The organism is Acinetobacter colistiniresistens (assembly GCF_024582815.1).
Taxonomy (GTDB): Bacteria; Pseudomonadota; Gammaproteobacteria; order Pseudomonadales; family Moraxellaceae; genus Acinetobacter.
Genome location: NZ_CP102099.1, coordinates 3,353,175 through 3,374,228, shown reverse-complemented (window position 1 = coordinate 3,374,228; position 21,054 = coordinate 3,353,175). Strand labels below are relative to the sequence as shown.

21 protein-coding genes, 1 pseudogene and 1 other annotated feature are annotated in these 21,054 nt (G+C 40.0%); of the genes and pseudogenes, 13 read left to right on the top strand and 9 right to left on the bottom strand.

All coding sequences use genetic code 11. From position 1 onward, the window contains the following. Together NQU59_RS16225 and NQU59_RS16220 are read right to left on the bottom strand one after the other, a co-directional pair. Positions 1-1,164 carry an HlyD family secretion protein gene (locus tag NQU59_RS16225; RefSeq protein WP_005242765.1) on the bottom strand — a complete coding sequence of 388 codons (1,164 nt, stop codon included), beginning with the start codon at positions 1,162-1,164 and terminating at the stop codon, positions 1-3. A 12-nt stretch (positions 1,165-1,176) separates the two neighbouring features. Next, positions 1,177-2,673, bottom strand: coding sequence for a TolC family protein (locus tag NQU59_RS16220; RefSeq protein WP_257066335.1), 1,497 nt, complete (start codon positions 2,671-2,673; stop codon positions 1,177-1,179). Positions 2,674-3,020: 347 nt separating this feature from the next. Here NQU59_RS16220 and serC point away from each other — a divergent pair, with 347 nt between their 5' ends. Next, a complete protein-coding gene (gene serC, locus NQU59_RS16215) occupies positions 3,021-4,100 on the top strand; it encodes a 3-phosphoserine/phosphohydroxythreonine transaminase (protein WP_043972717.1) in 1,080 nt (359 codons plus the stop codon). A gap of 77 nt (positions 4,101-4,177) precedes the next feature. On the opposite strand, the gene NQU59_RS16210 is transcribed toward serC, so the two are convergent. Together NQU59_RS16210 and NQU59_RS16205 are read right to left on the bottom strand one after the other, a co-directional pair. Then, complete coding sequence (locus NQU59_RS16210) at positions 4,178-4,321, bottom strand: hypothetical protein (RefSeq protein WP_005242759.1); 144 nt, start codon at positions 4,319-4,321, stop codon at positions 4,178-4,180. Between the two features lie 36 nt (positions 4,322-4,357). Continuing rightward, positions 4,358-5,296 (bottom strand): hypothetical protein, encoded by a 939-nt coding sequence (locus tag NQU59_RS16205; RefSeq protein WP_257064071.1) that lies wholly within the window; start codon positions 5,294-5,296, stop codon positions 4,358-4,360. A gap of 230 nt (positions 5,297-5,526) precedes the next feature. On the opposite strand from NQU59_RS16205, the gene NQU59_RS16200 reads away from it, so the two are divergent. Together NQU59_RS16200 and NQU59_RS16195 are read left to right on the top strand one after the other, a co-directional pair. Beyond that, complete coding sequence (locus NQU59_RS16200; protein WP_005242754.1) at positions 5,527-5,997, top strand: YaiI/YqxD family protein; 471 nt, start codon at positions 5,527-5,529, stop codon at positions 5,995-5,997. Between the two features lie 7 nt (positions 5,998-6,004). Continuing rightward, a complete protein-coding gene (locus NQU59_RS16195) occupies positions 6,005-6,898 on the top strand; it encodes a DMT family transporter (protein WP_257064070.1) in 894 nt (297 codons plus the stop codon). Positions 6,899-6,910: 12 nt separating this feature from the next. Here NQU59_RS16195 and NQU59_RS16190 read toward each other — a convergent pair whose 3' ends face one another. Further along, the gene (locus NQU59_RS16190; RefSeq protein ID WP_005242748.1) at positions 6,911-7,492 is read right to left on the bottom strand and encodes a PilZ domain-containing protein; all 582 of its coding nucleotides are present in this window, start codon (positions 7,490-7,492) and stop codon (positions 6,911-6,913) included. Positions 7,493-7,517: 25 nt separating this feature from the next. Here NQU59_RS16190 and NQU59_RS16185 point away from each other — a divergent pair, with 25 nt between their 5' ends. The 3 genes from NQU59_RS16185 (at position 7,518) to NQU59_RS16175 (ending at position 11,941) form a co-directional block, all read left to right on the top strand. Next, a complete protein-coding gene (locus NQU59_RS16185) occupies positions 7,518-8,753 on the top strand; it encodes a lipoprotein-releasing ABC transporter permease subunit (protein ID WP_005242747.1) in 1,236 nt (411 codons plus the stop codon). Further along, a complete protein-coding gene (gene lolD / locus NQU59_RS16180) occupies positions 8,746-9,429 on the top strand; it encodes a lipoprotein-releasing ABC transporter ATP-binding protein LolD (protein WP_043972710.1) in 684 nt (227 codons plus the stop codon). The genes NQU59_RS16185 and lolD overlap by 8 nt, the downstream gene beginning before the upstream one ends. 85 nt (positions 9,430-9,514) lie before the next feature. Continuing rightward, on the top strand, positions 9,515-11,941 hold the full coding sequence (locus NQU59_RS16175) for a DNA internalization-related competence protein ComEC/Rec2 (protein ID WP_257064068.1): 2,427 nt from the start codon (positions 9,515-9,517) through the stop codon (positions 11,939-11,941). 1 nt (position 11,942) lies between these two features. On the opposite strand, the gene NQU59_RS16170 is transcribed toward NQU59_RS16175, so the two are convergent. Then, a complete protein-coding gene (locus tag NQU59_RS16170) occupies positions 11,943-12,899 on the bottom strand; it encodes a lysophospholipid acyltransferase family protein (RefSeq protein WP_043972705.1) in 957 nt (318 codons plus the stop codon). Between the two features lie 137 nt (positions 12,900-13,036). Here NQU59_RS16170 and sppA point away from each other — a divergent pair, with 137 nt between their 5' ends. The 3 genes from sppA (at position 13,037) to NQU59_RS16155 (ending at position 16,101) form a co-directional block, all read left to right on the top strand. Next, positions 13,037-14,059 carry a signal peptide peptidase SppA gene (sppA, locus tag NQU59_RS16165; RefSeq protein ID WP_005242732.1) on the top strand — a complete coding sequence of 341 codons (1,023 nt, stop codon included), beginning with the start codon at positions 13,037-13,039 and terminating at the stop codon, positions 14,057-14,059. 134 nt (positions 14,060-14,193) lie between these two features. Next, entirely contained in the window at positions 14,194-14,985 is a 792-nt protein-coding gene (locus NQU59_RS16160; RefSeq protein ID WP_010589736.1) for an alpha/beta fold hydrolase, read from the top strand. A gap of 165 nt (positions 14,986-15,150) precedes the next feature. Continuing rightward, entirely contained in the window at positions 15,151-16,101 is a 951-nt protein-coding gene (locus NQU59_RS16155) for a tyrosine-type recombinase/integrase (protein WP_257064065.1), read from the top strand. On the opposite strand, the gene NQU59_RS16150 is transcribed toward NQU59_RS16155, so the two are convergent. Further along, a complete protein-coding gene (locus NQU59_RS16150) occupies positions 16,076-16,327 on the bottom strand; it encodes a hypothetical protein (RefSeq protein WP_257064064.1) in 252 nt (83 codons plus the stop codon). The two genes, NQU59_RS16155 and NQU59_RS16150, sit on opposite strands and share 26 nt — an antisense overlap. Then, a pseudogene (locus NQU59_RS18905) lies at positions 16,324-16,488 on the bottom strand (DUF7167 family protein); the annotation flags it as partial. The pseudogene NQU59_RS18905 and the gene NQU59_RS16150, both read right to left, overlap by 4 nt. A gap of 6 nt (positions 16,489-16,494) precedes the next feature. Between NQU59_RS18905 and NQU59_RS16145 the strand changes: the two are divergent. Both NQU59_RS16145 and NQU59_RS16140 read left to right on the top strand, forming a co-directional pair. Continuing rightward, positions 16,495-17,253: a P22 phage major capsid protein family protein gene (locus tag NQU59_RS16145; protein ID WP_257064063.1), complete on the top strand. Its 759-nt coding sequence runs from the start codon at positions 16,495-16,497 to the stop codon at positions 17,251-17,253. A 37-nt stretch (positions 17,254-17,290) separates the two neighbouring features. Continuing rightward, on the top strand, positions 17,291-17,704 hold the full coding sequence (locus NQU59_RS16140) for a hypothetical protein (protein WP_257064062.1): 414 nt from the start codon (positions 17,291-17,293) through the stop codon (positions 17,702-17,704). On the opposite strand, the gene NQU59_RS16135 is transcribed toward NQU59_RS16140, so the two are convergent. Then, positions 17,701-18,920 (bottom strand): IS3 family transposase gene (locus tag NQU59_RS16135; protein ID WP_107114716.1). Its coding sequence is split into 2 segments (ribosomal slippage): positions 17,701-18,644 and positions 18,644-18,920, totalling 1,221 coding nucleotides; the frame shifts between segments, so codons are not numbered across the junction. The genes NQU59_RS16140 and NQU59_RS16135 overlap by 4 nt on opposite strands. Then, positions 18,529-18,645, bottom strand: a sequence feature (AL1L pseudoknot). It overlaps the preceding gene by 117 nt. Positions 18,921-19,040: 120 nt before the next feature. On the opposite strand from NQU59_RS16135, the gene NQU59_RS16130 reads away from it, so the two are divergent. After that, on the top strand, positions 19,041-19,676 hold the full coding sequence (locus NQU59_RS16130; RefSeq protein WP_130136036.1) for a hypothetical protein: 636 nt from the start codon (positions 19,041-19,043) through the stop codon (positions 19,674-19,676). Further along, positions 19,660-21,054: a packaged DNA stabilization protein gene (locus tag NQU59_RS16125; RefSeq protein WP_257064061.1), complete on the top strand. Its 1,395-nt coding sequence runs from the start codon at positions 19,660-19,662 to the stop codon at positions 21,052-21,054. The genes NQU59_RS16130 and NQU59_RS16125 overlap by 17 nt, the downstream gene beginning before the upstream one ends.

Sequence of the window (21,054 nt, the reverse complement as noted above, 5' to 3'; positions counted from 1 at the left end):
TTATTTTGCCTCTTCAATTTTAAACAATACACTCATGCCAACTTTCAAATCAGGAATTGATTGTTCTGGCACCAGATGAAACTTGAAGCTGCGAATATCATAACCACCAGTTTGGCGTGTAGTTTTGATGGTGGCAAAGTCACCTTCAGCATCAATATTTTTTACCTTAAAAGTGGCCTTTTGATTCAGTGCAGGAATAAAGCCTTCAAGGGTTTTGGTCTTATAGACTGAACTATACATATCTTCACGGACATTCAGGCTGACCCATAAATCGTGGTCTTCGATGATACTGACCACAGGCACACCAGTGGCAACGAGTTCAGTTGGCTTACCATAGGTCTTAGACACCGTACCATCGGTTGGCGAATACAGTTTGGTTTCTTCCGTCAAGGCATTGGCTTCTTTAACTGCCGCTTGTGCCATGGCAACTTGTGCGTCAGCTGTGGATTTTTGCTGCTCAGTACTACCTCGTTTGGCACGTGCATATTGTTGATAAGATCCTTCTGCTGTTTCACGAGCAGAGGTTTGTGCTGCCAGCATTTCATCACGGCGTTGACGTGAAATCACTCCTTGTTGATAGAGTGTCTCACCACGCTTATAAGTCGTAGCGGCCAATTCAGCTTGGGTTTTCATCGCTTGCCAATTAGCATAAAGCGTATCGATGTTTTCTTGTTGCGCCCCACGATACACAGTTGAATGGAACGCTGTGGCACTCTGTAAAGCGGCTTGTGCTTGTTCTTTTTTCGCTTCGAGTTCAGGACTAACGAAACGAACCAATGCTTGGCCTTTTTTAATTGGTTGGCCTTCAGTGACATAAAACTCTTCAATGCGGCTTGGAACTTTGGTGCTGATATGAACAGTTTCAGATTCAACCCGACCTTGTAGTTCAATCGCTTGAGGTTGATACGCTTTCCATAATCCAAATGCAATGACGCCCAATAGCAGAATCAAAATGATCAACCCAATCAATTTCGCTTTTGATTTTTTCGGCGGTTCAGCAGGTGGCTGTTGAGAGTTTGAAGTTCCAGTATTCGGCTCTGGTTGATTCGCTTTTTCAGCAGGGCTCACTTGCGCTGTTGCTGTTTCAGAACTTTGAGTCGTCGTTGTTTTTTCCACTGGATCTATATCGTGTTCTGAATTGGATGATGATTGATTTTGGTTCATAAATTTCTCCAATTAGCGGATATAGTCAGTACGTGGTTGATTAACATAAAGCTTGAATTCATCAATCGAACCATAGCTTTGCAATAAGGTCGCCAAAGATAAAATATATTTGTACGAGTTGATTGCCATTTCACTTCTTAATGCACTGAGAGCATTTTGTGCATCAATCACTTGGGTGGCAGTGCCCATACCTTCTTTAAATGAAAGCTGTTGAATGCGTAAGTTTTCTTGTGCGGCTTTAGTATTTTGAGTAAGCAGTTGATGACTGGTTTGGGACGAGCTTAATTCGCTATATGACTTATACAGCACATTTTCAACTTCTTGTTTAGTGCGTTCAGTCATGAGTTCAGCAGCGTACTTTTTGAGCTCAGCGGCACGGATATTTTTATTATTATCAATCCCAGAGAATAGATTGTATTTGGCCATCACGCCAACAATCCAGTTGTCTTTATTCTCTAATCCATATTCGCCAAAGGCAAATAGGCTGGGCTTTTTCGCGGATTGTTGAACTTTGACATTTTCATTGGCAAGTTGTGTATCCATCTGCAGTTTTTTAATCAAACTTGAATTTTGATCGTAATTGGCAAGCAGCTTATCCAAAGAATGATTTTGTGTGGTATTGACAAAAAGAGGGGTGGTGAGTTTTAAACCTTCTTTGGTTTTTAATAAATTCTGTAAGCTGAATTGGCTGGCTTGCAGATTCGACTGCGCATTTTGATAGCTTCGCTCCGCATTATTGCGCGCCACCTCAAATTGCATGCGTTGACCTTTATTAATGAAGCCTTGCTGTTCGAGTTTAAGTGCATTGCTATAGTGTTCTTGCATCGCATTTAAATTGAAAAGGCTGGCATTGAGTAATTGCTGTTGTAACTGCACATTAAAATAAGACTGAATCATCTCAAAACGTTGTGAGTCTTGTTGTTGTTTTTCACTGATGTTTGAGCGTTGTGCCTGAATGCTGGCAATTTGTTTGGCGCTACTAATTTTACCGCCAGTATAGAGTGGCATGACCATTGAAATGGAAGTCCGAACGTCATGATCTTTTACCGTCACATCAAGATTATTGGGAACCTGATTTAAACCTTCGTTAACGGTTTGATCAAAACCTTGACTGACCTGATCTATTACTTCTGGCGGAAGTGTACCTCCCCATTGCGATAATTTGTCATCAAAACCACGTGTCAGCGAGTTTTCTAGTCGACGTTTACTAGATTCTAACGGTACGCTGGTCTCACTGCGAAATGAGTAAGCACGTGCGTTCAAGTCAATACGTGGAAGACCTAAATGCTTTACGGCTTCCATTTCCAGCTGAGAGGCTTGTTGTAATGCTTGTTGTGCCTGTGAGGCATAGGCATTTTCCACAACATATTGTTCAGCGTCACTATAACTAAAAGTTTGCGCGAGTAGAGTTGTGGGCAACAGGGCACAGCTGATTAAACTTATACTCAAGCTTAACATTTTGGGAAACCGTTGGAGCTTAAAACTCGGTCGATTATGTTGTTTCAACATTTGGGTATGTCGCAATTTAAGAATATCCTGAGTAAGTCTAAATTCTTTTTATAAAAATTAAATATTATTTTTTAATTAAATAGTTATATGGGGTGGATTGGTGTAGTGAATTTGTAAAAGTAGAGTTTTTAATCTAAATAAAAACACTATAAGTTAAAGAATTGAAGGCTCATAAATAGGCGGTGCTGATCTGGCCTAAAATAATTGTAATGACAAAAACATGATGGAAAAATTAATAGTTTTTTTGCAGTAAAATTGAAATATTTACTGGATAAGCTGCTGCAAGCTTCGCCAATCTATGATTAAATTCCCATTCCAATTTGTTCCACTTTAACAAGGGAAAACTCATGCGTGCTTATAATTTCTGCGCTGGTCCTGCTGCATTACCTACTGCCGTTTTAGAAAAAGCTCAACAAGAATTGTTGAATTGGCAAGGCAAAGGTCTGTCGATCATGGAAATGAGTCATCGTAGCAATGACTATGTTGCTGTGGCGGAAAAGGCTGAAGCTGATTTACGTAAGCTCATGAATATTCCTGAGAACTATAAAGTTTTATTTTTACAGGGCGGGGCGTCATTACAATTTTCAGCGATCCCATTAAACCTGTTAGGTAAAAATAACAAGGCCGATTATATCCATACAGGTATCTGGTCTGAAAAAGCCTTAAAAGAAGCAAAACGCTATGGCGATATTAATATTGTTGAAGCAGGTACTTTAATTGACGGTAAACATGCCATCACTGAACAAAGTACTTGGAATCTTTCAAACAATGCAGCCTATGTTCATTATGCGGATAATGAAACGATTGGTGGTTTGCAATTCGCAGCTATTCCAGATGTGAATGCACCGTTGGTATGTGACTATTCATCAAGCATTTTGTCTGCGCCATTAGATGTCAGCAAATTTGGTTTGATTTATGCGGGTGCGCAAAAGAATATTGGCCCAGCAGGTTTAACTATTGTGATCATCCGTGATGATTTATTGGATCAAGCCAAACCTGAGATTCCAAGCATTTTAAAATATGCTGATCAAGCAAAAAATGGCTCAATGGTGAATACACCAGCAACTTATGCATGGTACTTATCTGGTCTGGTGTTTGAGTGGTTGCTTGAGCAGGGTGGGGTAGATGCGATCTATAAAATGAACCAAGAGAAAGCGAAACTGCTTTATGGTTATATTGATTCAAGTGATTTTTATAATAATCCGATCGCCGTACCAAACCGTTCAATGATGAACGTACCATTCACCTTAGCTGATGAAGCACTTGAAAAAACCTTCCTGAAAGAAGCTGAACAACATCACTTATTGAACTTGGCAGGCCACCGTTCTGTCGGCGGTATGCGTGCAAGTATTTATAATGCCGTGCCATTACAAGGTGTGCAGGCTTTGGTGAATTTCATGGATGAGTTTGCAAAACGTCATGGTTAAGCAATAGAGTAGTCTTACTCAAATAAAAGCCCTCGTTAGTGAGGGCTTTTATGTATGAATAGGGTTATGGTCAAAAATTAGAAAAAGCCAATTTGATGAAAAATTATTGCTGCTAAGAACATGCCCAGTAAAAAAAAGCAAAAAGCACCAACATCAAGTTTAAGACCTTGATCACCCGAATGAATCAAACTGGTGGTTGTTTGTTCTGGTATAATTTTCATTAGAACGCCTAAAAATGCCATTTATGTGATTTTTTGTCACTCAATAGCAGTTTTAGCATAAATATTGGCCTGAATCCATAGGTTGCCACGAATATATTGGCCAATGTTAAAGTTTTTATACAATTCATTTTTAGTGGCAATACGAATTATGATTGCTGGTAAATCATCTTCTAAAACTAAGGTGACATCATAAAGCGTATATTCATCCTGCATAAACTGCATCGATGTTTTACCTACGATATTACCCTGAAACCAAGCTTCATCTTCCTGACCTAAAGTTTCACCGAATAAATAAGCCACCATTTTAGAAAAGTCGACTGTAACAGGTTCTTGATCTTCTGGTATTTTTGGCTGCCACTCATTAATCAGTTCTTGTAAGTTTTCAGGTGCAATTCCATTATGTTCAGCCAGAATCGCATTTAAAGCACGATGGTGTTTAATTGACGCTGGATCATCAACAATGATTTTCTCATCTTCAGAAACAGTTTCTAATTCATATGCCCAAGCATTAAATTGAACTTGATAGGTTTGATTCTTGTCATATTGGCAACTATTTACACTGAATAAATTATCAAATGCATAAATCGTCGTATCTTTATTTAAATTCAAGCGCAATACGGCTTGAGTTGCAGAATCACAGGTAATAATTCGCTCAATTTTTGCATGGTACTTATATGGGCTTTCAAAACTTGGGAATGCGGTTTTTAATGCACGTGGTTTCTGATCTTCGACTGCAATAATCTGATTAATGGAAACAGCGTGTCCGCTTGGGCCCTGAATTAACCAGAAGGACTGATCCATCTCATGTTCATCTTCACAGAGCCCCATCGGCATGACGGGTGCATCAAGTGCCAATCCTAACCATTTGGGAACATCGTTTTCAGGAGTATCGGTGAGTAAATTCCAGTGCTCAGCATGATTACCAAAATTTTGATCTTGAATTTTAATGGTTTCTGGACTGTTTTGATTTTTCATAAAGCGAAATGCTAAAAAGATTGAACTTATTCTATTAAATCGAGGGTAATGCTCATTTTTCAAGTCTGGATATGTAATTCGTGAAAAATAATTCACTTTTTAGCCTGAAATATCAATGTACTGATTCAGTTGCCTGCTAAAGCATGAATTAATGTATGTGCGGACATGATCAGAACTCTACTTTTACTTTAATCTGCTACACTAGCGTTTTCTCAAGAGCTTTTGCCAACGTGCTGCCATTTAAATTATGGGTGGATGCCGATGCTTTACCTAAAATTTTACGTGAAGTAATTTTACGTGCATCTGATCGTTATCAACTCGAAGTCACTTTTGTTGCCAATCAGAATGTCGGCATTACGCCGTCGTTACGGATTAAATCCATTCAGGTCATGAGCGGGGCAGATCAGGCGGATCAGGAAATTGTAGATCGTATGCAAGAGAATGATATTGTCATTACACAAGATATTCCGCTTGCAGCGCAAGTGATTGAAAAAGGCGGAATTGCAATTCATCCTCGTGGTGAGATTTATACCACAGCCAACGTAAAAGCTCGTCTGCATTTACGTGATTTTATGGATACTTTACGCGGCGCAGGAGTACAAACTGGTGGGCCACCACCAATTTCAGAACGTGATAAACGTGAGTTTTCCAGTTCACTGGATCAGACCATTTTAAAACAAAAACGCAAAACCGCGCTTTGAGTCGATTATGCCATCACGCCTTAATTTAATGCTGACCTACGGGTTGCTGGTTTTTATCTGGGCAACGACGCCATTGGCGATTGTGTGGAGTGTCTCGGACTTGCATCCAATGTGGGCACTGGTCATTCGCTTTTTTATTGCCTTACCTTTGGCGGTCAGTATGGTCTTACTTTTAAAGGTGGAGTTTCCGACGCATAAAATTGCCTTGTTAAGCTATAGCGCAGGTGCTTTAAGCTTGATTGGTTCACAAATCTTTACTTATGCGGCAACGGCATATCTCAGTTCAGGTTTAATTGCCCTGATGTTCGGTTTGGCGCCCATTATGGCAGGGCTGATTGGTCGTTTTGGCTTTCAACACAAACTGGCGGGATTACAGTGGTTGGGTATGGCTACCTCAATTGTCGGTTTGGCGATGATTTGTTTAAGTGGAAGCCAACAGCATGTCCAGCCGATTGGTATTATTTTGATGCTGATCAGTGTTTTTTCTTATTCCTTATCTATTTTTCTAGTCAAAAAGATTGATGCTGATTTGCCTGTTATGGCACAGGCAACAGGTTCGATTCTGGTTTCAACCTTATTGGCGGTCTTGTTATTGCCGTGGATTTGGCCTTATGCACCGACACATATCCCATCAGCGAAATCACTATTGGCGCTGACATATACCGTAATTATGGCATCGCTGATTGCGATGTTTTGTTATTTTAAATTGGTTCAAAATCTACAAGCGACAACGTTGTCATTAACAACGGTAATGACGCCAATGTTGGCGATCTTGATTGGTGCGTACCTGAATCATGAGCAGTTATCCGTTCAGGTCTTTATCGGCGCAACGATTATCCTTTTGGGTTTACTACTCTATTTCTTTCGAGACCTACGCGCATACCGCCGTTTAAAGGTTTAAGCGAGGTAGAAATTAATTGCTATCTGTGAGCTGAGCTTGACGAATACTGGCAGCTAATTTGGCTCGGTCCTGTGGATTTAAGGTAATGAAATAAGCTCCGATGCGGAACTTACCTTGCTCTTCTGCAGTACTATGCACTACTTGTGCGGTTGCTGCGATATGGAAGAAGTTTTCTGGATGGCTTAAGGTAATATGAATATAAGTGCCTTCGTTAATATCTTGAGAACTAAAGAAACTTAAGCCATTTTCTGAAAAGTTGACTTGCTCGGGTACAGGCAGTAAAGATTGTACGATATTGTCATAATATGACCCGGTAATCAGATTCAATTTCTGGTTAATCAGGGATAAGATGCGAGCAATTTGTTGATCTTTTTCATTTAATTGTTCTAATTCGTAGCGAAACGCATGATCAAATTGATCTAATTCTGCAAGTAGTAGAAAATAGCGTGGCAATACGAAATGGGAATCATATGGGTCATTCAGCGCAACATCATCTGGAATGATTTGATAATTGATTCTCAACACGGCATCAATACGAGACATCACACGACGTTCAGTGTTGTCGTCAACAAGATGATGTTGTGAATTTTCCATAATAAATCACCTCGGACTAGATGGTATGTTTAAGCCAATTTCGCTGTATATAGGGTTGAGATACACTCGTGCTCGGCGGAGTAATCATTTTATTTCTTTTATCGCCTTGGTTTCCATGATTGGTTTAACCCTCGGCGTTGCTGTCCTCATTACAGTCTTATCTGTCATGAATGGTTTTGATCGTGAATTGAAAACTCGTGTCTTGGGAATGGTTCCACAAGCCACTGTTTCTTCTACTCAAATTCTAACAGATTGGCCTGAGCTTGTAAAAAAAGTTGAGCACCATCCACATGTCACTGGTGTTGCACCATTTACTCAGTTACAGGGGATGTTGACCGCACAGGGGCAAGTGGCTGGAATCATGGTGACGGGAATTGAGCCTGAATATGAAAAGAAGGTTTCGATTATCCAGAACCACATGGTTTCGGGTGATTTAAGTGCTTTGAAGAAAGGTGAGTTTGGTATTGTCCTCGGTAAGGACATGACGGATGCACTCGGATTGGGTTTAAATGACAATGTCACCTTAGTATTGCCTGAAGCAACGCCATCACCTGCAGGGGTTGTACCACGTTTTAAACGTTTTAAAATCGTTGGAATCTTTAGTGTTGGTGCTGAAGTGGATTCAATGGTGGGTTATATCGCCCTGAATGATGCTTCTACCTTATTGCGTTTACCTGATGGCGCGCAAGGTGTACGTTTAAAACTGGATGATATTTTTGCTGCTCCTAAAGTGGCCAATGATATCGTTAGTCAGCTTCCAAGTAATTTCTATGCATCAAACTGGACCTATACGCATGGCAATTTGTTTAATGCCATTCAAATGGAAAAAACCTTGGTCGGTTTGTTGCTGGTACTGATTATTGTGGTGGCTGCATTTAATATTGTGTCCTCATTGGTCATGGTCGTGACTGATAAGAAATCCGATATCGCGATTTTACGTACGCTGGGTGCTTCACCTTCGATGATTACCAAGATTTTTATGGTACAAGGTACCGTAATTGGTGTGATTGGTACGATTGCTGGGACAATCTTAGGGGTTACTTTAGCCTTAACGATCAGTGATATTATTTCCTGGTTTAATACCGTGTTAGGTTTAAATTTATTTGATGCCTACTTTGTACATTACTTGCCTTCATATCTCAGATGGCAAGATGTGGTGATCATTGTAACGGTATCTTTGCTATTGAGTTTCTTGGCAACAATTTATCCTGCATTGCGTGCAGCCAAAGTTCAACCTGCCGAGGCGTTACGTTATGAGTAAGATTGTACTGGAATCAAAAAATATCTTTAAACATTTTGACGATGGCAAAAGCAAAGTTGAAGTGATTAAAGGTTTATCTCTTCAAGTGAATGCAGGTGAGTTTGTCTCCATTGTTGGTTCAAGTGGTTCTGGTAAAAGTACTTTGTTACATGTATTGGGAGGCTTAGAGCAACCCTCACAAGGTCAAGTATTTTTACAAGGGCAGCGTTTCGATGATTTGGGTGAAGCCGAGCGCGGTTATAAGCGCAATCAATATCTTGGTTTCGTCTATCAGTTCCACCATCTTTTACCTGAATTTTCAGCCTTGGAAAATGTGGCCATGCCTTTAATGTTGCGTAGTGAAAGCAACTTTAGAGATGTCAAAAGACAGGCTGAATATTTATTAGATCGCGTTGGTTTATCTCATCGTATGGATCATAAACCTGGCGAGTTGTCTGGTGGCGAGCGTCAGCGTGTGGCATTAGCACGTGCACTGGTAACTAAACCTGCTGTGGTTTTAGCTGATGAGCCGACAGGGAACCTCGACCGTAAAACAGCACTTAGTATTTTCGAATTACTGACAGATTTGAAAAAAGAGCTGAATATGGCCATGTTGATTGTTACCCATGACGAGCAACTGGCGCAGTCCGCTGATTCGATTTTGCATATGCAAGATGGTTTGTGGATTGATCAATAAGAAAAAAATTGATTTATCTCTTGTTAAAGCCCTGGAAACGGGCTTTAATTTTGTCCTTAGAAAAACTAAAACTTAATTTTAAAAAATGTTAAAAGTAATATTACTCAGCTGGATCGCTGGTATAACTTTGATGGGATATCATTTTAGCTTTGCTGTTCGCACTTGGTGGGTTTGGCTAATTCTAGCGATCGTGATTTTCTGCATCGGTTTATATCAAAGATCTCGGTATTTTCAATCTGTTTGCTATAAGTCGGTACTGTTGATCAGTGCTAGCTGGGCTTTGTTTTGTACGGGCTTTTATTATGCGGATTCCGCCTTAGAGCAACGGCTAAGCTTAAGAGAAGTGGAGGCGCAGCCTTTTGAAGCCATTGTTTATATCAAGAAAATAGATGAGCTCACGGAGGAGGGGCGTAAACAGACAGCAGAAGTGCTGAACCGACATGCTCAGTCTGTAGATTGGTTCCTGTATTTAAGTCAATCGAATAGTCTGCTTGCTCCACAGCAAAACTTACAGTTAGGTCGTTATTATCGCCTTGAAGGTATGATCAAACCAGCCCATAGCTATGCTGTGGCAGGCGTATTCGATCAGGAAAAATGGTTTTTGCAACAAAATATCATGTCTGCATATCAGGTCAGGCATATGCAGCTTTTAACTCAGGATGACATTGATCGTCTGGGTTACCAGTGGCACCTAAAGCAACAACATACACTGCAAGCAAAATTTCTATTAAATGTTGAAATGCTGCGATTGTCATTTCGTGAAATGCTACAGATATCAGCTTTTCAACATAAAGGGTTGCTACTGGCTTTGTTGACGGGTGATGAAAGTTTATTATCAAATCGTTTAAAGCAGCAATTTCAGCAGTTGGGCATTTCACACTTACTGGCAATATCAGGCCCACATGTATTGATCTTTGCATTGATGTTGACTTGGTTATTGAAGTGCATGATACAGCGTTATGCTCCAACATTATATTTATGGCAACCACGGCAGATTTTATTGCTTTTACCATTTGGGTTAAGTGTGTTGTTGTATGTGGCATTTGTTGGTTTTGAAATTCCTGCTCTGAGAACCTTGTTCACTGTCATTATCGCCAGTGTTTTTCTATTGTTCCGACAGTCAATTCAACCTTTCACCCTATTGCTTTATAGTGCCAGCCTACTTCTTATTTATGATCCATTTAGTATTCTATCCGCAGCCTTTTGGTTGTCTTATGGGGCTTGTTTTATTCTGCTGCGAATCTACCAAACCATTGAACACTTCACACAAGATCAGACCCTGACAAGCGTACAAAAGCAAATCTTGGCCATTAATATGGTTGTTGAGTCGCAATGGAAAATTTTTATCGCTTTATTACCACTGATGCTTATCTTTTTTCAGCAAATTTCTTGGTCTGCGCCGCTCAGTAATTTAATCGCGATCCCATTACTCAGTACTTTAATCGTACCACTAGATATTATTGCAGCCTGTATTTGGCTAGTAGTTCCTGCATTCGGGCTACTTTTGTTTCAGCTCAATGATGGATTGCTGTCAATATTAATGTGGATATTAAATCACTTACAGCAGCTATCTCCTCAACTCTATGGTGTTAGTTATACGCCTTTGATGTTGCTGAGTTTGACATTGGGGTTAGTGATTTTATTTATGCCGAAAGCAACAATTCCCAAGTTATGGGCTGTTATTTGCTTTTTACCAATGGTTTTGGGCGTACAGACTCAACCTACCGTATTGAATATTCTGGATGTTGGTCAGGGTCAAGCAATTTTTTTACAGCATCCTCAACAGACACTCATGATTGATACGGGTGGTTTACATGACGAAGCGAAGTTTGGTATTGGTGAGCGAGTTGATATTCCATTCTTAAGACAGCAAGGTATACGGAGGTTAGATCATTTAATTTTATCTCATCTTGATCAAGATCATAGTGGCGCATTTCCAGCAATCCAAAATGCTTTTGCGATTACTCAAGTTCAGTCAAGTGAACGAAGTGAAAAGTTCCCGTTTAAGGATAATTTCTCCTATTGCCAACAGGGTCAGCATTGGTCATATACCGATCTTGAAATTGAGATTTTGTCGCCTACGCAAGAGGGGCTAAGGATTGCTCAAGATCAGAAAAATGAGCAGTCTTGCGTGGTTTATTTGCAATTCTCCAATGCTCAGCCGTATCAAAATTTTTTGATTATGGGAGATGCAGGATGGGAAACTGAGTATAAATTATTAAAACAATATCCTGATTTAAAAGTAGATGTATTGGTGCTAGGACATCATGGCAGTAAAAATAGCTCAGCTTATGATTTTTTAGCAGCGCTCAAACCTAAACTGGCAGTTGCGTCAGCTGGTTTTGATAATCGCTATGGTCATCCTAGTCAGGAGTTACAAAGTCGCTTGCTCGCTTTGAAAATTCCATTGTTGAATACGGCACAGACAGGCTGTTTAAGTTTTATCTTTAACAAAGGTGCCGTTGAATTAAAACAACAACGGCAGCAACGCAGGTGGCTGCAACGAGAATAGCCTAAGTATTTGTAAGCTCTTGTTGTTGCTGGCGAACTGTACGAACTTGTGCAAGTGCTTCAGCTTCATCAATGTCATAAATTTTCTTGAGCGCAGGGTTGGCACGAAAACGTTTATAGCTCCAGTGATAATGTTCAGGATAGCGTTGAATTAGTTGCTCTAAGGCCTGATGAATAATTAAGGTGCCATCTTCAGCGCTGCCTTCATAAATATTCGGATCAATCGGCTCGATATACATGTCAAAGCCACCTTGTTCATTTCTTTTGGTATAAAGAAGTAGGGCTTTGGCTTTGGTTTTTTGAATGAGTTTGGCACTTAAGCTGCTAGAGGCAAGAGGAATACCAAAATAGTTGATCATGTCTCCGCCGTGGTCAGGGGTATGATCAGGCAAAATTGCCGTAGTTCCACCTTGCTTTAAGGCTTTAAAAATTTGTCTGACACCACTTTCATCTGTGGGGACCAGATGAGCTTGTTCACGACTTCGGGCATCACGGACAAACTGGTCGGCATCTGGATTTTTTACGGGTTTATACAGGATAGTCATGGGGCTATATTGGGCGACCCATGCATTCATAATTTCCCAGGTGCCAAAGTGGGGAACAATTAACACTACGCCTTTTTTTTCTGCAAGTGCTTCATGTAAATAGTGTTCACCATGCACTTTTTGAATACGTTGAATATTTTTTTGATTGGATGAACCCCAAATACTCAAAAACTCAAAATATGACATCAACTCATTTTGAATGGTTTGTCTGGTAAGTTTTTGTCTTTGTTGCTGATCCATCTCTGGGAATACAATTTGAATGTTCAGCCCAATAATTTTTGAAAGTTTAGAGAGCTGAAAGGTACTCACCAATCCTGCAACCATACGCGCAAAAAAACGGCTAAATTGCATCGGCATGCGACTTGCGAACTTGATCAGACGATAGTTTGCATTACTGGATTTGGATTGAGTCATGTATTCAAAATGAGAACAGTTACAAAGGGAAAGTATAATGTAAAAATAATTATAAGTTAAAACAAGTTATTTAAACAGTTTTGCTCAAATCAGCGTATATAATAAAGCCACTTTAAAACATATTGGATTGGAATCTTATGTCCGATTGGCCACCAAAACCACAAAACGAATCGACAAATAGTAATAATGTGACAGGCAAAGAATGGCAAATTTTAGAAAAAGCTGTTTTAGCTTCTGTTGAGGAACAACGCCGTAGTCGTCGTTGGAGCATCTTTTTTAAATGTTTAGGTTTCGCCTATCTTCTGATTGTCCTGATTGCAATGAGTAAAGGCTGTTCAACTTCGACAGAAAAATCAACTACGAATATAAGTAGTGATCATTTGGCTGTGGTTGATATTATTGGAACGATTGATTCATCTACCAGTCAATCTTCGGTGAATAGTGAAGATACCAATAAAGCATTAAAGCGTGCATTTGAAGCCAGTGGCAGCAAAGCCGTTGCTTTAAATATAAATTCTCCAGGTGGTTCACCAGTGCAGTCAGATGAAATCTGGCAAGAAATCCGTTATTTGAAAAAGCAGCATCCTGATAAAAAAGTCTATGCTGTGATTGGTGATATGGGCGCATCTGGGGCGTACTATATTGCTTCTGCGGCGGATGAAATTATTGTCAATCCATCTAGTCTTGTTGGTTCAATCGGTGTGATTATGCCGAACTACGGTTTAAGTGGTTTAGCACAAAAGCTTGGGATTGAAGACCGTACTCTGACTTCTGGTAGCAATAAAGATATTTTAAGCATGACCAAGCCAATTGATCCTGCACAAAAGCAACATGTGCAGTCTGTACTTGATAATGTACACACCCACTTTATTAATGCTGTTAAAGAAGGCCGTGGTAAACGCTTGAAATCAAATGATCCAGCGGTATTCTCAGGTTTGTTTTGGACAGGTGAACAGGCAATTGCACTAGGGGTTGCTGATCGTAGCGGTAGTCTAACGACGCTGATGCGTGATCTTAAGGTTGAACAAAAGATTGATTATACGGTGCAACGTAATCCGCTTGAGTCAATCTTGGGGCGTATGGGGGCTAAAATTGGTGAAGGGATTAGTAGTTCACTTGCAGCGCAATTAGAGACACAGCAAAACGCAAAAATACAGTAATATTTCCAAAAAAGGGTTGTGTTGATCACAGCCCTTTTTTTATTCTAAAAATAACTGCACAGTTTTTCTTTTTATTTGCAATACATGTGTAGAGCGAGATAATTGATCAATCCGTGGAAATAAAAGACAAGTTTATGAAACCCTTGATTCATTTTGCCCATGCGAATGGTGTTCCATCTAAGGTTTATCAAAAGTTGTTTGATCAGTTAAAAGATCAATATGACATTATTTATGTTGCTGAGATTGGGACAGATAAGCGTTACCCAATCACACATGGCTGGACGCATTTAGTCGATCAAGTGATTGATAGCATTGTACAGCAAGCACAAGGACGTAAAGTAATTGGCTTAGGACACTCTTTGGGCTCAGTATTGACCTTAATGGCAGCCTATCGCCGTCCAGAATTATTTTCACAAGTGATCATGCTTGATCCACCCTTAATTATTGGTAAAGCTTCGTTTGTATTTCATCTGGCTAAACTCTTTAAACCGAAGCTGGTGGATAAAATTACCCCAGCAGGTTTGTCGGTACGTCGACGGGATCATTGGGATTCGCGTGAGCAAGCTGCAGCGCTTTTAGGTTCGAGAGGTTTTTATCAACACTTTGATGCAGATTGCTTTCAAGCTTATATTGATTATGCATTAACAGATGATCCTCAAAATGGTGGCGTAACACTGACCATTCCTAAAGATGATGAAGTGGCCATGTTTAGAACAACTCCATCGATGTGGTGGTTGCCAATGCCCAAGCCACCTGTTCCTGTACATTTGGCGGTGGGTCAAAACAGTGTTTTCTTAAAAGAGAAATTCCCGCAAGTCGCACAAAAAAAACTGGGAATTCCTTATTCTGTCGTGGATGGCGGGCATATGTTCCCATTAGAGCATCCACTGGAAACAGCCGATAAAATTAAAAGCTTGGTGATTTGATAAAGAAAAAACGCATCCGAGGATGCTTTTAGTTTGAGAATCTGTTGTTTCACAAGTAAAATACTTTTATTAAGTTATTAATATTTAATAATATTCTAAAAGTATTGAATTTGCTTTTAAAAGGATTTAAAAAGCAAGTGCAACAAAAGTGCAACAGGTGCTCAAATGGCAACATACCAAAAAAGAAATGGCAGAGTTACAGCTACTGTGAGGATTAAACCACATCCTCCAAAGTCAAAAACACACGATACTATGCGCGATGCCAAGGCATGGGCGCAAGATTTAGAAGTGAAACTACGAAATGAAAAAGTACAAATTTTTGATCATATTATTTTACGTGATGCTTTGATTGAGTACCGAGATACAGTTTCAATTAAAAAGAAAAGTGCTGATAAAGAAATTACCCGGTTAAACTTTTTTTTAAAACATATGAAATGTGATATCCCGTTAGTTCAAGTAGACAAACAGTTCTTAATTGACTGGTGCGAAATGCGCCTAAATAAAGCCCAAAGCGGAACCGTGCAACGAGAATTGATGATGTTTTCAGGATTCCTTACATGGTGTAAAGAAATAAAGCTCTGGATTGGTAGCAACCCAGCTCGAGAAGTTCAAAAACCTAAAGCTGGGAACCATAGAGAGCGTGTTATTGATGATGAGGAAATTGAGGCAATAACACCATTCTTGAATAGTGATCTTAAAGATATTTTTTATTTGGCTTTAGAAACCGGAATGAGACAAGCTGAGATTTGCGGGCTGACATGGAATAGAGTGTTTATTGATAAAAGTTTTTTAAGGCTAGACAAAACAAAAAACGGTAGGGCTAGGGAAGTACCGCTTAGTCAAAAAGCCAAATCAATTCTCAAGGAAAGAAGAAAAAAACAGTCACTCATGGTATTTGAATATGCGCCTTATGATGTTTGTAAGGATTTTAGAGAAGCACGTGAGGCAGCAAACTTGTCAGGATTTAGATTCCACGATACGCGGCATACTGCTGCAACACGTATCGCTCAAAAAATCCAAGTTTTAGATCTGTGTAAGATGTTTGGGTGGAACAATCCCAAACAAGCGATGACTTACTACAATGCAACTGCTAGCGAGATTGCATCGCGGCTTTAACCAATTTCAAAGAATATTTCCCTTGAACATTAGGCAATTTTTTATTCTTGGCCAACTTCTTAAAAGTGTACCAAGTTAGACCAGGAATACGGCCACAAAGCTGTGTAATGTTCAAAAGCTCATCATCTTTTTCGGCGAATGCCTCTAAAATTGCTTTTTTACATACACGGTCAAGCATGGATTCAAGCTCTGATTCATGTATGAGTATCATTCTATTTTCGCTCACTTCAACCCCTCCGCATCCGCTTTTGCTTCTTCAACCCAAACACTTTTCTCAATATAGCCATTGGCCCATTCGGCTAAGATTTCCTTTTCAACAAATTCTTGCTTTTCAAAGAAGCCTAGCGCATTCCATTCATCTTCTGAAATGTAGTCGCTAAGTAAGAGAAGAAAATGTCAGCTCTGGCTCGCGGTAAACTCAACCAGTATTTGGCACCACCATCTGATCGTACAAGTTTAATTAACTCTCCAGCGAACATTGCGCTTTCAGGTGAAGTTTCAAAAATGTTTAACCCGAAAGTTGAGTCAGATAAAGCCTATCTTGAAGGTTATATTGGACGCGCTTTCAATTCCGATGTTTATGAACATCAATCAATTGGTGTCCATACAAATGGTACAGCTGCTGGAATCACTGTTAGTACTACTGCTGGTCAAACTGGTGGATCTATCACTATGGTGGCATCTACAGCTGGCACGGTTACTAAAGGGACAATTATCACAATTGCTGGAGTTTTCGCAGTCCACCCATTGACTGGTGCCAATACAGGTGTATTGCAACAATTCGTTGTAACAGAAGATACCTCTCTTAATGCAACAGCTGCCCCAGTAAAAATTTACCCTGAAATCATCACAGCACAGCCTGGTCAAACGGTAACTGCTGCACCGGCTGCTTCTGCTGCTGTAACTGTGGTTTCTACCAATGGCGCACAAAACTTAATGTTCCAGAAGGATGCATTTACAGCCGCATTTGCTCCATTGCCAGTATTGGCCTCTTGTGAAGGTTACACAGCTCGTTTACCTAACGGTATGTCGGTTCGTGTCATGACGTTTGGTGATGGCTTGAATGACTTAGAAAGAACACGTATTGACGTTTTATATGGATTCACTGTTGTTCGTGGTATCCATTCATGCCGTATTTTCCAAGCACCATAAAAATAGGGGCTTCGGCCCCTTCATTTTGGAGTAAAAAATGAATTATCCAAAGATGCTCTATAAGGGCGATAAAGTTAATTTTGATTATGCTCTAGCAGAAACAGGCGAGCACGAAGAACAACTAAAAGAACAAGGCTGGATCGAGCATTCAGAGCTTGGTGAACCCATCCAAGAAACAAATACTATTAAAGACGCATCACGCAGCGATAAAGAATTAGTTTCATTAGAAGAATATGAAGCAATCCTGAATGAGCGAAATGAGGCTCTTACCAAAATTACAGAGCTTGAGAAAGTAATCAAAAAAGGTTCAGCCGAAAATATCGAATTGCACCGCCAACTTCGCACAAAAGAGTTAGAAGGCCAATCAGCAGATGAACTCAAGGCAATCCTGAATGAGCGTGGTGTGACTGAACCGTACCGGGTTTGTCGGAGACTTTTTTATTTAAGTTAGGCCACCTGACCTAACGGGTTAATCTTATCATAGTACATTGCTTCAAACTCAAAAGGCGATACATAACCCAGTGCACTGTGTACACGCTTTTTATTGAACCAATCTACCCAGTTTAGTGTCGCAAGTTGTACATCTGCTAAACCTTGCCAATCTGCTTTTAAATATTCAATCACCTCTGTTTTGTATAAGCCATTCACCGTTTCAGCCAGAGCATTATCGTATGAATCACCTGTCGTACCGACTGATGCTCGTAAATTTGCAGCATCTAAACGATTGGTATAGCGAATAGAAAGATATTGAACACCTCTATCGGAATGATGAATCACATTCTTTGGCATGCCTCGATCGTGCAATGCTTGCTCCAATGCATCGAGCACCATATCTGTATTCATCCGTGTAGATACTTTCCATCCAACAATTGCTCGTGAGAACACATCAATAATAAAGGCGGTATAGACCCAGCCTGAATGTGTTTGAATATACGTAAAGTCACTGACCCATAATTGGTCAGGTCGATCAGCACTAAAATTCCGTTTCACTAAATCATCTGCTCGTTTTTGATCATCTCGGCTACGGGTGGTTTGTTTATTCTTACCACGCCAAACACCTTGTATACCTAGCTTTTGCATCAATCGAGCAACTGTACAACGTGCAATAACATAACCCTCACGTTTCAATTTTTGCCAAACTTTACGTACACCATATCGACCTGAACTTTCTTTCCAAATACGTTTGATTTGCTCTGCATGATGTAAATCATGCAGAGCACGTTTCGCTCGATGTTCTGGGTTATCAACGAAATCTAAAGCCCGATAATAGGTCGAAGCTGCAATCGGTAAAATTCTACAAATCGCTTCAACACCATATAACGCCTTATTGTTATGGATAAAATCCACCATTATTTGTGTGGGCGGTCGAGCTCCGCCTGGGCGAAAAAAGCGGCTGCTTTACGTAGAATTTCATTGGCACGTTTTAATTCTTTAATTTCACGTTCCATTTGCTTCATTTTTTCTTGGTCAGATACCTGTTGTACTTTGGCGGGATTTTGTTGATCTAAGTATTTTTGATACCAAACACGAAGTGTTTCAGGAGTACAGCCAATTTTAGGAGCAATTGCGGAAACTGCTGCCCAATTCGATGGATAATCTTTTTCAGATTCAATTAGTAATTGAACCGCTCTTTCTCTAATTTCGGGGGTATAGTTTGGTTTTTTCATCGGAATAGTCTCTCAGAATATTGAGTCTCCGACAAACCCGGTACGGTTCAGACATTTGGTGCCCGTGACTCAAAGCCTGAACTTGTTCAACTCGTCCTAAAATCTGAGCAGGAATAATCTATGAACGTCAGTGAGATTGTGACCGGAGCAATGAAACGTGCGGGCATTTTAGCTACAGGTGAAAATGCTTCGGCACAGGATCTTGCAGACGGAATTGATGCTCTAAAAGACCTATTGGCGCAGTGGGCAACAGATAATCTTCTAGTTTACAAGGTAGAAGATTTAACCCTGAATCTCAATGGGATCTTTAGAGTTTCACCAGATCCATTAGATAGTCCGGACCTATTAGCAGCAATATCACGTATTCCCCAAATGGGGACGCTAGACAATCGGCCTGTTGAGATAGTTCGAGATTTAAACATCAGCGCTGACTATCCTCAAGTTACATACAAGGTATTAGGGCAACTGTGGGAATTTAGTGGAAAAGGTCTTCTATGCTTCAAAGCATTTACTATGCCTTTTGAACTAAAACCTCATGATGAGTTAAACATTCCGCCAGTATACGAGCGAGCATTAAAGCTCACACTTGCGGTTGAAATCTGCCCAATGTTTGGTGTTGAGCCACTTCCAACCTTGCAACTAAAACAGACTGAAGCATTCAATATGCTAAAGAACAGCAATGTAACGCCCTTGTATGTAAAAAACGATTTACCTGTTGGTGTAGGAGTTCAGTACTGTTATGGCGACTATTATTGATGTTCCTTTCGTTGGTCAGTCTTATCATTTGAAAGACTGGGCAGTCGACTGCCAAAGAACATTAAATCTTTACCCACAAGTTGTTGAAAGTGGTAATGCTCCACAGGTTTCTGCATTACTACCAACCCCCGGTTTAATTGCTAAATATGAGCTATCTGGACCAATCCGTGGGCTTTTCCCAACTAGCATAGGACTTCTTGCAATTGCAGGTTCAAAACTATACTTGATTAATCAAACTGCAGAGTTAATTAGTGATATTCAAGGGAATGGGATTTCCTACTTTGCTAATAATCGGTTAGATATTCTTATCGTAAGTAATCCATATACTTATACTTTTAACATTGCATCAAAAGAGCTAAAAATTTTAACTGGTGGTGGTTTCTTAGGTGCTGAAGATGTAACTTTTCTAGATTCACGTTTCATTGTATTAAATCCAGAGTCTGATCAGGTCCAGTGGTCTGGATTATTGAATACAGAATTCTCAGCACTTGGCTATGCTACAGCAGAAGCGAACTCTGACAAGTTGGTACGAATATTTACTCAAAATGGACAGTTGTGGCTAATAGGCGAAAGAACAACAGAGATCTGGCATAGCACAGGTAATACTGATCAACCTTTTCTCCGGGTTTCTGGTGCATATATTAACTGCGGTTGTATTGCAAAGAACTCTTTAGCTCAGTTTGGAACAGGTTTGATTTGGCTTTCCCAGACAGATGTTGGACAAGGGCAAGTTGTGATGACAGAAGGTTATCAAGTTAAGCGAATTTCCAACCATGCTATGGAACAAGAATTTGCAGGATATGATCGTCTTGATGATGCTATAGCTTATTCTTATCAGCAAGAAGGTCATTCTTTTTATGTATTGTCTTTTCCAAAAGCAAATAAAACGTGGTGTTTTGATGGCTCAACTGGAATGTGGCATGAGCGAAGTTATTACAATTTAGATGCTCAGCATGAAAGACATAGGTCTCAAGTACACTGTTTTTATAAAGGTAAGCATTACGTTGGTGATCATACGAATGGGATCATTTATGAGTTAAGTCTTGATGCTGAAACAGACAATGGTCGATTAATTATGCGAGAGCGCATTACCCCAGTTATTAATCCTCAAGCACAACGTCTAATATTCGATGAGCTAGAAGTTCTTATACAAGCTGGGCAGAAATCAAATCGAGAGCCTATTGTTATGCTTGACTGGTCAGATGATCATGGACAGACATGGTCTTTTGATCGTCAAGAGACACTTGGGAAAGTTGGGGAATGGAACAAAAGATTGATATTTAGACGATTAGGGCAAGCATTTAATAGGGTTTTCCGACTGCGTTTAACTGATTCAAGTAGATTAATTATTTTAGGCGCAAAGGCTAGGGTGAGATAG

Excerpts from the sequence above, each read along its gene's own strand:
- NQU59_RS16225 (WP_005242765.1), bottom strand. The coding sequence starts at position 1,164 with ATGAACCAAAATCAATCATCATCCAATTCAGAACACGATATAGATCCA.
- NQU59_RS16220 (WP_257066335.1), bottom strand. The coding sequence starts at position 2,673 with ATGTTGAAACAACATAATCGACCGAGTTTTAAGCTCCAACGGTTTCCC.
- serC (WP_043972717.1), top strand. The coding sequence starts at position 3,021 with ATGCGTGCTTATAATTTCTGCGCTGGTCCTGCTGCATTACCTACTGCC.
- NQU59_RS16210 (WP_005242759.1), bottom strand. The coding sequence starts at position 4,321 with ATGAAAATTATACCAGAACAAACAACCACCAGTTTGATTCATTCGGGT.
- NQU59_RS16205 (WP_257064071.1), bottom strand. The coding sequence starts at position 5,296 with ATGAAAAATCAAAACAGTCCAGAAACCATTAAAATTCAAGATCAAAAT.
- NQU59_RS16195 (WP_257064070.1), top strand. The coding sequence starts at position 6,005 with ATGCCATCACGCCTTAATTTAATGCTGACCTACGGGTTGCTGGTTTTT.
- NQU59_RS16190 (WP_005242748.1), bottom strand. The coding sequence starts at position 7,492 with ATGGAAAATTCACAACATCATCTTGTTGACGACAACACTGAACGTCGT.
- NQU59_RS16185 (WP_005242747.1), top strand. The coding sequence starts at position 7,518 with ATGTTTAAGCCAATTTCGCTGTATATAGGGTTGAGATACACTCGTGCT.
- lolD (WP_043972710.1), top strand. The coding sequence starts at position 8,746 with ATGAGTAAGATTGTACTGGAATCAAAAAATATCTTTAAACATTTTGAC.
- NQU59_RS16175 (WP_257064068.1), top strand. The coding sequence starts at position 9,515 with ATGTTAAAAGTAATATTACTCAGCTGGATCGCTGGTATAACTTTGATG.
- NQU59_RS16170 (WP_043972705.1), bottom strand. The coding sequence starts at position 12,899 with ATGACTCAATCCAAATCCAGTAATGCAAACTATCGTCTGATCAAGTTC.
- sppA (WP_005242732.1), top strand. The coding sequence starts at position 13,037 with ATGTCCGATTGGCCACCAAAACCACAAAACGAATCGACAAATAGTAAT.
- NQU59_RS16160 (WP_010589736.1), top strand. The coding sequence starts at position 14,194 with ATGAAACCCTTGATTCATTTTGCCCATGCGAATGGTGTTCCATCTAAG.
- NQU59_RS16155 (WP_257064065.1), top strand. The coding sequence starts at position 15,151 with ATGGCAACATACCAAAAAAGAAATGGCAGAGTTACAGCTACTGTGAGG.
- NQU59_RS16145 (WP_257064063.1), top strand. The coding sequence starts at position 16,495 with ATGTCAGCTCTGGCTCGCGGTAAACTCAACCAGTATTTGGCACCACCA.
- NQU59_RS16140 (WP_257064062.1), top strand. The coding sequence starts at position 17,291 with ATGAATTATCCAAAGATGCTCTATAAGGGCGATAAAGTTAATTTTGAT.
- NQU59_RS16130 (WP_130136036.1), top strand. The coding sequence starts at position 19,041 with ATGAACGTCAGTGAGATTGTGACCGGAGCAATGAAACGTGCGGGCATT.
- NQU59_RS16125 (WP_257064061.1), top strand. The coding sequence starts at position 19,660 with ATGGCGACTATTATTGATGTTCCTTTCGTTGGTCAGTCTTATCATTTG.